11 protein-coding genes and 1 tRNA gene are annotated in these 11,789 nt (G+C 61.9%); 6 read left to right on the forward strand and 6 right to left on the reverse strand.

Features of this window, described 5'->3' with window-relative positions; translation table 11 throughout:
• Both KBZ33_RS08110 and KBZ33_RS21595 read left to right on the forward strand, forming a co-directional pair.
• A partial coding sequence (locus KBZ33_RS08110) for a transposase (RefSeq protein ID WP_254952270.1) occupies nt 1-510 on the forward strand: 510 nt, incomplete at its 5' end.
• Nucleotides 511-631: 121 nt separating this feature from the next.
• A complete protein-coding gene (locus KBZ33_RS21595; RefSeq protein WP_254952268.1) occupies nt 632-1,324 on the forward strand; it encodes a transposase in 693 nt (230 codons plus the stop codon).
• 97 nt (nt 1,325-1,421) lie between these two features.
• Here KBZ33_RS21595 and KBZ33_RS08120 read toward each other — a convergent pair whose 3' ends face one another.
• The 5 genes from KBZ33_RS08120 to cax form a co-directional block, all read right to left on the reverse strand.
• Nucleotides 1,422-2,069, reverse strand: a complete 648-nt coding sequence (locus KBZ33_RS08120; RefSeq protein WP_254952267.1) for a hypothetical protein — start codon at nt 2,067-2,069, stop codon at nt 1,422-1,424.
• The gene (locus tag KBZ33_RS08125) at nt 2,044-3,258 is read right to left on the reverse strand and encodes an integrase arm-type DNA-binding domain-containing protein (RefSeq protein ID WP_254952282.1); all 1,215 of its coding nucleotides are present in this window, start codon (nt 3,256-3,258) and stop codon (nt 2,044-2,046) included. Before KBZ33_RS08125 ends, KBZ33_RS08120 begins: the two co-directional genes overlap by 26 nt.
• 250 nt (nt 3,259-3,508) lie before the next feature.
• Nucleotides 3,509-3,593, reverse strand: a tRNA-Ser gene (locus tag KBZ33_RS08130).
• Nucleotides 3,594-3,611: 18 nt separating this feature from the next.
• Nucleotides 3,612-4,793, reverse strand: coding sequence for a pentapeptide repeat-containing protein (locus KBZ33_RS08135; protein ID WP_254952265.1), 1,182 nt, complete (start codon nt 4,791-4,793; stop codon nt 3,612-3,614).
• Nucleotides 4,790-5,905, reverse strand: coding sequence for a calcium/proton exchanger (cax, locus tag KBZ33_RS08140; RefSeq protein ID WP_254952263.1), 1,116 nt, complete (start codon nt 5,903-5,905; stop codon nt 4,790-4,792). Before cax ends, KBZ33_RS08135 begins: the two co-directional genes overlap by 4 nt.
• A 178-nt stretch (nt 5,906-6,083) precedes the next feature.
• On the opposite strand from cax, the gene KBZ33_RS08145 reads away from it, so the two are divergent.
• The 4 genes from KBZ33_RS08145 to siaD all read left to right on the forward strand — a co-directional run bounded on the left by KBZ33_RS08145 (nt 6,084) and on the right by siaD (nt 9,263).
• Entirely contained in the window at nt 6,084-7,367 is a 1,284-nt protein-coding gene (locus KBZ33_RS08145; RefSeq protein WP_254952261.1) for a SpoIIE family protein phosphatase, read from the forward strand.
• Nucleotides 7,368-7,455: 88 nt separating this feature from the next.
• Complete coding sequence (gene siaB / locus KBZ33_RS08150) at nt 7,456-8,004, forward strand: biofilm regulation protein kinase SiaB (protein WP_254952259.1); 549 nt, start codon at nt 7,456-7,458, stop codon at nt 8,002-8,004.
• Between the two features lie 4 nt (nt 8,005-8,008).
• A complete protein-coding gene (siaC, locus tag KBZ33_RS08155) occupies nt 8,009-8,404 on the forward strand; it encodes a biofilm regulation phosphoprotein SiaC (RefSeq protein ID WP_254952257.1) in 396 nt (131 codons plus the stop codon).
• A 1-nt stretch (nt 8,405) separates the two neighbouring features.
• The gene (gene siaD, locus KBZ33_RS08160; protein WP_254952255.1) at nt 8,406-9,263 is read left to right on the forward strand and encodes a biofilm regulation diguanylate cyclase SiaD; all 858 of its coding nucleotides are present in this window, start codon (nt 8,406-8,408) and stop codon (nt 9,261-9,263) included.
• A gap of 115 nt (nt 9,264-9,378) precedes the next feature.
• Here the strand turns inward: siaD and nrdJ are convergent, their stop codons facing one another.
• Nucleotides 9,379-11,736, reverse strand: coding sequence for a ribonucleoside-triphosphate reductase, adenosylcobalamin-dependent (nrdJ, locus tag KBZ33_RS08165; protein ID WP_396108191.1), 2,358 nt, complete (start codon nt 11,734-11,736; stop codon nt 9,379-9,381).
• Nucleotides 11,737-11,789: the final 53 nt, after the last annotated feature.

The following is an 11,789-nucleotide window of genomic DNA, read 5'->3' on the forward strand; positions in this document are numbered from 1 at the left end:
GAACGCTCCGGCGTCAGCGCCCCGGTGGGGCGGGATCTGCTGGAGCTGGAGAACCAGTTGTTCCATCAGTGGCATCGCTGGCGAGACGGCGAGATCGACAGGCAAGAACTGCAATCCCTCACGGCGCCGATCCGCCAGGCCTTTGAGAGCAAGCTGCAGGAAGCGAGCGATCTGGGCTTTCACAAAGGGGAGAAGACTCCCTGGGCCACCACGGTGCGCACCTGCCGGCAGATCCTCAACCTGGCGCCAGCCCTATGGACCTTCCTGGAGCATCCCGATGTGGAGCCGACGAACAACGCTGCGGAACGGGCGCTCAGACCGGCAGTGATCCACCGAAAACTCAGTTACGGCGTCCAATCTCGGCGGGGTGGCCTTTGCCAAAGTCGTCTATTGACAGTGACCACAAGCCTGAAACAGCAGGGCCGTGACGTGTTGGAATTTCTGGTTGAGGCATGGAATGCCCATTACCACGGACTGCCGGCGCCAAGCCTGCTGCCTCCAGCAAAATAGGGCACAGGCAGAGCGACCAGAGCAGTGAAAGGTGCGCGCTGAGAGGCTGAGCAAATGAGCTGTGCATCAATCATGAAGTGGTGACTGCCTACGTCATGTCAAGCTCAGGCCGGCACACCCCGTGAACGGTTACCTTGTGGAGATGATCCGCATGTTCAAAGTGGCCAAGGATTCGGCCACCGCGAACCGCACCGCGGCTCTCAATCAGCTGCACGCCATCGTGGTGACGGCGCCGGCAGCGTTGCGGGAACGGCTGCAGCGGCTCAAGAAAAAGGAGCTGGTCGAAAGCTGCGCAGGCCTGCGTTCTGGCGAGATCACCACCCCTCTGGCGGCCGCCAAAATGACCCTGCGCACCCTCGCCCGTCGCATCCAGCAGCTGGATCAGGAGCTCAAGGAAACCATCGCGCAGCTGGATCAGCTGACGATGCAGCTGTGCCCCGAGCTGCGCAACACCTACGGCATCGGTGTGGACATCAGCGCCACCCTGGTCGTGGCCGTCGGCGACAACCAGGAACGGATGAAATCCGAGGCCTCATTCGCTGCTCTCTGTGGCGTCAATCCCCTGCCGGCCAGCTCCGGCAAGGTGGTGAGGCACCGGCTGAACCGCAGCGGTAACCGCCAGGCCAACTGCGCTCTGCACCGCATCGTCGTCTGCCGGTTGCAGCGGCACCAGCAGACCAAGGAATACGTGGAGCGACGGACGGCAGAGGGCCGCTCAATGAAGGAGATCATTCGCTGCCTCAAGCGGTTTGTCGCCCGCGAGGTGTTCGGCATCCTGCGTGGGGGGCCCGCAGTGCGTACAGCAGCGGCCTGATGCGTAGAGGCTGCAGCAGCCCAGGCTCCCGCCAGATCCGTTGCCTGCCGCTCCACGGCGGGCAACGGATCTGGCGGAACGAGAGCCGGTCGGCGGTTCAGCTGTCAACGGGGATCAGCACGTCGAGTAGCTCGGTCCGCCGCGACTGGCCTGGCTGCTCTGGCACGACCAGAACGACGGCCTTGGCCTCGATCAGATCGCTGTCGTCAGCCGTGGCCTCGCCATCGGCCTCCCAGCTCTCCAGCGCCGCATCCAGCCAGCGGGTCTTTGTTTCCAGGAAGGCGATTGCCTCGTCGGGGCTCCAGCGGGCCTCGCTGCCGCGACAGGGATAGCGCTGCAGAAGCTCCAGGATCCCGATCTCCTGCAGCTCAGGGGTGCCGGTGGGATCGCGCACCAGAACGGTGTCGGCATCGGTGGCGTTGTCGATCAGCTTCTGGATGTCGCTGCGATCGTCGTCATCTTCCAGCTCCTGCCAGTCCAGGAGATTCAGCGCCCTCTCCTGAACGGCCTGCACATCGACCACAGGAATCTGCCGAGCGGCGCTCCCTTGGCTGGGATCGTCGGCCAGGTGCAGCAAGCCATCAGCCGCTCTGCAGATCTGCTGCAGCGACAGCGATGAACCGAGAGCGGCCATCACACACTCAGCCAGCTCATCCAGAGAGAGATCAGCACCGTCTTCTGCCCCACGGACTTGGTCGATGGCCTCCCAGAGCGGCAGCTCAGTGGAGGTGGTGACGTGTTCCACGGCGTGGCCAGCGCTGGTTCACGGCCATCGTGCCCGAGCTGGTCAGATCCGGCTTCTCCTGACCCATCAGACGAAGGGCACCCAGGGCTTGACAGTCCATAGGAGTGTCATCGGCATGGGCCAGCTGTTTTTCGGTCACCACCCTGGGAATCTTGAGCTGCTCGATGCAGTTGGTCTGCCCGAAGCCCCTGAATCCATGGGGTGTCTGCCGCCCCTGGAAGCCCATGCGCCGCAGCAGCATCGAGAGGCAGCCATTGCTCATCACCCGCAGTCCTCCATTGCCGCGGTGGTTGGGGGTGTGAAAGACCAGATCGGTGTGGCCACTGATCGGCCGCTGTAGGTCAAACAACAACCGCGCCTGCGAGGAGAGCGGCACGATGTAACGAACGCGGGTCTTCATGCGTTCAGCGGGAATGATCCACTGACGACCTTCGATATCAACTTCGCTCCAACGGGCTTCCCGGAGTTCACTGGGCCGCACCAGGGTGAGCATCATCAGGCGCAGGGCGATGAAGCTGCTGCGCTCGGCCAGGCGTTGACGCTCAAAGCGATCGATCACCTCCAAGAGCTCGGGCAGCTCCACCCAGCTGATGCGGTGGTAGTGGGTGACGCGGGTGGCGGCGATGACCTTGCGGGCTTTGACGGCGGGGTTGTCCTGCCGAAGTTCAAGATCGACGGCGTGCTCGATCACGCAACGGGTGACGTCGTTGCAGCGACGGGCCTGTTCATGGGCGCTCCTGGCGAGGATGGGTGCAAGTAGGCGGGTTTCAATGTCGCTGCGGGTGATCGCCTCGATTTCCAGTTGACCCAGTGCCGGGATCACGAAGTGATCAAGTTTCTCCCGCATGTCCCTGCAATAGCGGGGGCTCCAGCTGGCGCTGTGATGCTCAAACAAGGCCTGGGCGATCTGGACGAAAGGTCGACTGCTGATTTCGACCTGCTTGCGCTGCTGAGTTGGTGCCTGGGTGCGTGGATCGACGCCGGCTTTGATCCAGGTGTTCAGCTCTAGGGCCTGCTTGCGGGCATCGGCGAGCCGCATGGCCGGGTAAGCGCCAATGGTGAAGGTGCGGCGTGCTCCCTGCCAGCGGTAGTTCTTGCGCCAGGTCTTGGAGCCGGAGCGTGCCACCCAGAGGTAGAGGTCGTCCCGGTCGTGGTGCTTGGTGCCCGGGCGTTCCGGGTCGGGCCGCAGGGCCTAGATTGACTTGTCACTGAGCATGGCGGACAGCGCCGGAACGCTGGCGCGGGAGGGGATGTCGGCGGTTGGGCAAGCCAGGTGACGGTATAGACCCGGCCCCGGCTGGCTATACCGTCAAAAATACCGTCATCCGCAGCGGCTGTAGCGGGCTCTAAGCGGATCAGCCCGGACGACCCAAAAGCGCGGATCGACTGCACAGCAAGGGTTTAAGGATTTCCGCGGATCCCTTCGGATCCTATGAAAACGGAGGGGGCGGGATTCGAACCCGCGGAATCTTTCGATTCGCCGGTTTTCAAGACCGGAGCCATCAACCACTCGACCACCCCTCCAGGCTGGACGGCCCGACCCTACAGCCGGTTGGGCAGCCCCTTGCAACCTCCAGGCAGGGTCTGGCGGGAACGGGCGCCTGACCAGGCCGCCAGGTAGGCGCGATTGTCCGGATCCAGCTGGCGCACACCGCTGAGATTGACGTTCTCCACCTGGGCCCCGGTGCCGGCGCCTACGGCGTGGTCCGACTCCATCTGGGCCTGGTGCGGGGTGGCCTCCAGGGCGTCGCCATAGAAGAACCGAGCGGCCTGCAGACAGGCGCCCTGGAGATTGGCACCAGCCAGATTCACCGCCGCCAGATTGGCCTCGGCCAGGTCGGCGCCGGAGAGATCGGCGCCGGAGAGATCAGCGCCGTTGAAGTCGATGGCGCGCAGGTCGGTGCCGGCAAGGTCGGCGCCCCGCAGCATGCTCTGCAGGCGGATCACAGGAACTCCCCGCAAGCGGTCCTCCTCGTAGCTGCCTTCGCCGTCGAGGATGGCGCGCCCCAGGCGCTGGTCACGCCGCAGGGGGGTGAGCAACCTGGCGTGGGAAAGAAAGCGCAGGATCCTGGCCTTGCCGTCAGCATCGATGCTGCTCAGAACGGCGGCCAGGCGGCCCTCCGCCAGCATCCGCTCCAGGGGCCAGTCCTCCAGCAAGCCCTCCTCGTCACTGATCAGCTCGGAGATGCCATGGATGAAGCTGTCGATGGTCTGGGCCTGGGTGATGCGGTTCTGCTGGGTGGTGAGACGCTGATCCACCATCACCTGGCGCCAGGCGATCATCAGAGCGACCAGGGCCACCAGGATCTGGCCGACGGCACCGATGACCCCCTCCCCGAAGGCGCCGATCGCCTCCCAGTCCCCATTGCGGTAGATCGCCAGCAGCGGGTCGAGCCAGCCAAGGGCCAGGGGGATCGACAGCAGGGCCAGGACCAGGGACAGGGCCGCCACCAGCCGAACGGTGGGGGGGTCCTCAAGGTGCCGAACCAGAACCTGCCAGAGGGGTGGGAGCAACTGTCGCAGGGCCAGGGCCACGGTCAGCAGGGCCGCCGGCAGGGCCAGCCAGGCCAGTCCCAGCAGCAGGGCCGCCTGCAGGATCAGGAGCGTCAGCAGCAGCTGCAGACCGGCCCCATGGCGCAGACGCGTCCAGGGACCTCCAGCCCGCAGGGCCAGGGGCGGGGAAGCCGCCGCGGCGAAGGAGCGATCGTCCGGTTTCGTGGTCATGGCAGGGGGCTGGTCTGGAAGAAAAAGCCAGCCGCGAGGATGGCGTAGGCCGCCAGCAGGAGCACGCCCTCGAGCCAGTCGGAGCGTCCATCGAGGCTGACCAGATTGCTCACCAGAACGGCCGTGGCCACCGCGACCACCTCATAGACGTTGAAGCTGAGATCGAGGGGATGGCCGAGCAGGGGAGCCACCAGCAGCAGCACCGGCACCACCAGCAGACCCACCAGCAGGGTGGAGCCGAGGGCCACCGACACGGCCAGGTCCATCTTGTCCTTTCGCGCCATGCTCACCGCTGTGAGGTACTCGGCGACACCGCCCAGCAGGGGCAGCAGCACCACGCCAGTGAACAGGGCCGAGAAACCGAGGGATTCGGTGACGGTCTCCACGACGCCGACGAAGAGCTCGGAGGCATAGGCCAGCCCCACGGTGGCCGCCAGCAGCACGGCGACCCAGGGAAGCAGGGGCGGCCGGTGGGCACGTTCGGCGCCTTGGCCGGGATCCTCAGCATCGACGGTCAGGTCCGCTTCAGCCACCGCGTAAAGCGTGCGATGGGTTTTCAGAGAGAACAGCAGCGTGAGGCCATAGACAGCTAGCAGCACCCAGGCCACAAACAGCGAAAAGGACTCGGCGGCGGCCGCGTCCAGCCCCCCGGCCTCTCCCCCCACCATCCCCCGCAGGCTCGGGATCAGAATCGCCAGAACGGCCAGGGTCATGGCCGAGCCGTTGACCCGTGCCACCACGGGCTGGAAACGTTGCTCACTGCGCCCGAGGCCCCCCACCAGCATCGACAGACCCAGCGCCAGCAGCAGGTTGGCCATGACCGTGCCGGTGATGCTGGCCTTGACGATGTCCACCAGGCCGGCCCGCAGGGCCGCGATGGCAATGATCAGCTCGGTGGCGTTGCCGAACAGGGCATTGAGCAGGGCCCCGATCGAGGGACCGAGGGTGAGGGACAGCTCCTCGGTGGCGGTGCTCAGCAGGATCGCCAAGGGGACGATCGAAAGGATCGAGGTGACGAAGACGATCCCATCGCCCCACTGAAACCGGTCAGCGGCCGCTGCGACCGGCAGCATCGCCAGCAGGCCGATGGCGATACGCAAGCGAGCGGACATGGAGCAGCGCCAACAGCGTGACTCATTGTGACCGACTGTTGACCAGCGGGGCCATGGCCAGGGGCGCCATCAACGTGAACACACCAGAAATGGGTGGTGCCAACTCCCTGCACCGTCGTGCTGTAGACGGCACATCAGGACCTTTCGTCCCAGAATGTCTGCAGCAGCATTCTTCTGTTTGCCCGACACCCTGCAGGCCTCCATGGGCCCAAAGAATCCCCAGGCAATGACGCTCCAAGTCCTGCCACCTGATGCCGGGGAGTCCGAACCCAACACCAACATCGAGAACAAGCCACACAGACAGCATCCGCCATCGAGAAGAACGGTGGCCTCCATTCAGCGCGTCTTCACTCTCATTGCCATTGTCAATGGGCTCGTTTTGCTGTATTTGGTCGTTGCGGCTATCCAGCTGCTGATGGTTTCTGGTGCCCGATCAGCGGAGATCTATGTCTCACTGATTCTCACCCTGCTACTGGTCATCCTGGCGGTCATCTCTTATCAGATCATCACCAGGAGGATCGTCCGTCCGATCGCTCGACTGGTCCGCGAAGCCAGTGAGATCGAGAGCGGTGACAGGACCAGCCTGCTGACGATCAGAAGCAACGATGAAATCTCGAAGCTTGCCCAGACCTTCAACATGGTGCTCGTCAAGATGCGGCAGGCACTCATGGATGGAGAAGCCAGCAATCAGCAATTGCTGGAAGCTAATCGACAGATCGAAGCTTCCATCAACTACGCCGGGCTGCTGCAGAAATCGATCCTTCCGGATCGCCAGCTCCAGGACACCTTCGGCAGCAATCACTTCATCCTCTGGCTGCCCCGCGACACGGTGGGAGGTGACTACTACATCTTCCACTCGGAAGGCGGGCACTGCCTCGCTGGGGTGGCCGACTGCGCTGGGCACGGGGTGGCAGGGGCCATGATGACCATGCTCGCCAGGGCGGGAATTGATCGTTCGATCATGGAGGTGGGGATCACCTCCCCAGCCGCCATCCTGAGCTGCACCGATACGGCCATGCGGACCCTGCTGCATGGGGCCAAGACGAGCAAGTCCATCGCGACCAGCATGGACATTGGACTCGCGCGCCTTGATCTTGAATCCAGAACACTTAGATTTGCTGGCGCAAAAATCAGTCTCTATTGGACTGATGGGCAAACCATGCACATGCTCAGGGGAGACCATCGGGCGATCTGTGATCAACGCGTCGGCGCCTACACGGACCACGACATACCGTTGTTGCCGGACTTCACCTACTACCTGACCACCGATGGTCTGCTCGATCAATCAGGAGGCGAAGATGGTTTCTCCCTGGGCACCCAGCAATTCAAGGAGTGGCTGATTCAGCTGGCGCGCCAACCCCTGGAACACCAGCGTCAAGCCTTGGCCGATGCGCTGGAAGAGTTTCGTGGACGTCACCCGCAGCGGGACGACATCACGATCCTTTCCTTCCGCTTCTCCTAGGAGGTTCCTAGATGTCCCATCTGATCAACAACGCCCCCATGGCTGCTTTGACCATGACAACTCAAGTGGCCGCCTCGGACTTGAAGCGATGATCATCAGCACCACCAGCCTGATTTCGCTGAGAGAGTTTTTCAGCAATCATCAGATCCTCATCTGCTTCAACGGGCCCATCTCCACCAACGTGATTGGGGAAATCGGATCCGCTCTTAAGAAACACATTGAATCCAACCATGCTCCTGAACTGGAGGTGATGGATGTGTTCAGCGTCTATATCGAGATGAGTCAGAATATCAGGAATTATGCAACAAGCAACGGCTTCAGCGATTCCGAGTCCTCGGCCACGGTCGTCATTGCAGCCGTCGAGGCTGGCCATTACGCCGTGTGTGCAGGTAACCTCGTTGAGATGGAAGATGGTAAAGCCCTGCTGAAACGGATCCACGAACTCGCAGACTGCGACAAGGCCCAGCTGAAGCTGCTCTACAAACAGCAGTTGCGCCAGCCCCACACCCAGACCCCTGGCCAGGGAGCCGGCCTAGGACTGATCGAAATCGCCAGGCGCTCGAGCCAACCCTTGGAGGCCTCCCTTGATCCCCTTGGACCAGGGCGTGCCTTCTTCAGCCTTCGGGCCATCATCTGATCCCATGAGCAGCAGCGAAGAACTCAATCTCTCTGTGCCAGGCTCTCAGTCCAGCCCATCGATTCAGGCGGATTGGAAAGCAGGAGTCGTCGTCATGAGTGGCGAGTCGTATCCGGAGAATTCATTTGAGCTTTACGATCAGTTGATTCAATGGATTGAAGCCTACCTTTCAAGTGCCGAACATTCCCTTAGGTTGGAACTGCATTTGAATTATCTCAATACCAGCAGCATTCGATTCATGATCGATATTTTTGACTCGCTGCAAACAGCCTTTGAAAATGGGAAAGAAGTTTTGGTTCAGTGGATGTTTGACGACAGAAACCCACGCTCCGCCGAACTGGGCTCTGAGTTCAAGGAAGATTATACCTTTCCATTCTTGATTCTCTCTATCAACGCCTGAGATGGTTGAGCCTTCCCTCCCAAAGCCTGACGATCAATTGGAACAGGAGGTGATGGCAATTCTAGCCGATCATCGGTATGACAATGATCCCATACGTCATCTACTTTCTCGCTTGTGGCATCGCATCGAAGAACAGGTTGATCGGCTGGAGAGGGTGGCTGACATCTCTGATCTTTACCAGTCGCATGTTCTCGAAAACAACCGCAGTCTAGCGAATCGCTACGAGAAACAATTGCGACAGATCAAACGTGTAGTTAGAATTTCAGACCTGTATCAGTCTTCGCTGAAGGAACTGAATCTGTCGCTCTTTGAGGCCTCTACCCATGATTCACTGACGGGGGTTTCCAACCGACGTTTCATGGCAGAACGCTGCCTTGAGGAAGACCAGCGAGCCTCAAGACATGGCTCCACCTACTCGATGATCATTCTGGATGTGGATCATTTCAAATTGATCAACGACGAGTATGGCCATGCCACCGGAGATCTGATGCTGGTGGACCTCGTCAAGGCCCTCTCCAGCAGCTTGCGTCACTACGACATCATTGCCCGATGGGGAGGCGAAGAATTCATGGCCTTGCTGATTGATGCCGATCTTTCCACTGCCGAAATCGTGGCCAAGCGTATGTTGAGCAATATTCGTGATATGCGCGTTTCTATCGACGACATGGAATTGAATCTCACGGCCAGTTTGGGGCTTACCGAGCACAAGTCCGATGAAAATTACGACACCACTTTCCGTCGAGCTGACAAAGCCCTGCTCATGGCCAAGAACGGTGGCCGCGACAGGCTGGTGGTCATCGACCCAGCCGACCCCCTCAGCCATCGGGAAATCAGCGCCTTGGCGGCTGGAACTGATTGAGTCTTTTTTGGGCTGATCCATCCAGGGACTGCGCCTGAAACCTGAGCTAACCGCGCCGCTGGCCTGAGGAAAGGATTCCGTGCATCAAGATCGCTGCAGCCGCCAAGACCGCCGCTCAACTTTCTGGTTTGGCCAGAGGTAGGAGGCACTTATCAGAATCGCAACCGGCAGGACCGGCTTCAACCAGCTCACCTCCGTCATACTTCTGCAAAGCAAGGAAGAAATCGCCGCACTTACGACGCTGCTCAACGTCACGGACCATCTGGTGATAGGTGGCCTGATCGATCGGCTCAAAGGGCAATCGGGGGAACGTGGCATTGGCATCAAACCGAGCCAGAAGAGCAGCGGAGATGTATCCCTCACCATTCTCGATGGTCTGGTGGATCTTGGCGGCCAGTGCCTCGATTTCATGCTCACGAAACTCAACAGTGGCCGAGGTGTTGTGGGTGGTGAAGTGGCGTTGCACCTGCATGTAGAAATCAAACTGGGCCAGGGCGGAGAAGTTGTTGATCTCCACCTGATCGGCACCAGGCAGGTTGGCCCAGCTGACCTCGGTGGGGATCTCCACCAGCCACTCGGTGCAGCGCGGATCAAACGGATCGTTCAGCAGACATCCCTGCTCGTCCTTATCCGACTGGGACGGAACGATCGCGTAGCCATAGTCCATGCAGGCGAGGGCCACCGGATCGTTCTTGCGGAAAGTGATGCGCCGGATGAATCGCTGGGCCTTGGGAGGATGCCAGCCAGGGCTGGCGCCGGTGAGCAAGCTCTTGGTGCCAGCCGGTTGGACGGTGGTGCAGCGGTTGGGGCGACGCATGTCGTGGCGATCGCAGTAGTCCCACACCGCGTCGTGAACGCACTGCTTCCAGCGCGACAGATAGGCCGCTTCCTCGGCCCGGAAGGCACGCCCCTCTTCAGAGTCAGGACGGCCGGCTTCCCACCACTGCAGCCAAGGGGTGCCGAAGGCATGCACAAAGAAATCGAACAGACCGGTGAAGCTGACACCCACGATCGGATCCCAGGCCCGGCTCTGGCGGTAACGCTCGACCTCGAAGCGGTGATTCAGCAAGCAGGCCACGGCCAGGCCTCCGGCCTTGAAGGCATCCGCCTGGGCCTGGTGGTCGTGCGGATCGATCCGATTGAGGTGGATCTCGGCCAGGTTGCAGTGGAAGTCGGCCCCGAGAATCTCACCGCAAGGGTTGAGCCCGTAGCGGCCAAGCCGATGTTCGAGCTCGGCGTCGCTGATCTGGGGATGGTGCAGCTGCAGCCAGCGGCCGGCCTCCTGCTTGCCCTGGTCGCAGTAGAGGCCGATGAACTCGGTGCGCAACTCGGGGGTGGTGAGCAGGTCGGCATTGGAGCGGGCAATCGCCTCGGGGGCGAACTGGATGGCTCCCTCCCCCGACTGGAACTGCTTGTTGACCGCCTCTAACACCACCTCGCGGCTGGGCCGGACATGGAACACCCGGGTGTGGTTGGCCATGCGCAGGGCATCGCGCTCAGGGTCGATGCGCCAATTGCCCTGGGCATCCTGTTGCCAGAGGTTCTCCTTGGCACCGAGGGCGGAATCATCGTCGGCGCAGAACTGGCGCATGCCGGCGCTGCGGCGGATGTTGCCGGCCACGATGGTCACTGCCGCTTCATCGATCAGCAGACAGCACTCCACCGAGGTGAGCTGGCGGCCCCTGGCCTTGTTGAGGATCTGGGCGACACGGCCGTAGAGATCCCTCAACTTGACGGGGTTGGCCATGCCGCCAAAGCCCTTGAGGGTTTCACCCACGGGACGCACATCGGAGAGATCCACCGACACATGGACGGGGCCGTCAAAGCGCTCATCGCTGCAGAGTTTGAGCAGCAGCCGGTAGCTTTCCACCCAGCCGGCTCGGGTGTCGCCCACCCGCACGCTGACCTGCTGGCCCTCAATCCGGTGGCTGGTCTGCTGCTGACGAGAACCGATCGGCGTCACGCCGATGTCGGTGACCCCATCGATGACGAGGGTGTTGCGCACCTTCGGCAGACGGGCGATCAGGTGGGGCTCGATGATGGCCCCGGTGCCACAGCCCATCATCGCCAGATCCATCATCAGGGCGAAGGCTTCCCAGTCCACCAGATTGGTGGACGTGCAGTTGTAGGCACCGGAGAAGTTTTCGGGTTGCTCGATCCACTCGGTGCCGCCGATCCACAGCCAGCGGCCGGACGGCAGCGCCATCTGATGGCGCTGCATGCGTCGGATCAGTTCCACCTCGTCGGGTGCGAGGGAGCCGAGCACCCGCAGGCCTTCGAGGTTGCGCTCGGCCACCTCATGCCAACTCTCCCGACCGCCGCTGGCGGTCTTGCGGCTGTAAGTGCGATAGAAGACCGGATAGGCCGCCGGGGCGGTGAGCGGAAAATCAGCCGACGGCGTGATGATCCCTTCGCTTCCAGAGGATGTCGCCGCCGTGGCGGGCGTGGCTGGACGGGCGGCGGACAGGGTCACGGTGGGTACGGCCGAGGCGTGCTGGAAACCATAACGCCACCTGTAGGGTCTGC

The sequence above is a fragment of the Cyanobium sp. Cruz-8D1 genome (assembly GCF_024345975.1).
GTDB lineage: Bacteria > Cyanobacteriota > Cyanobacteriia > PCC-6307 > Cyanobiaceae > Cyanobium.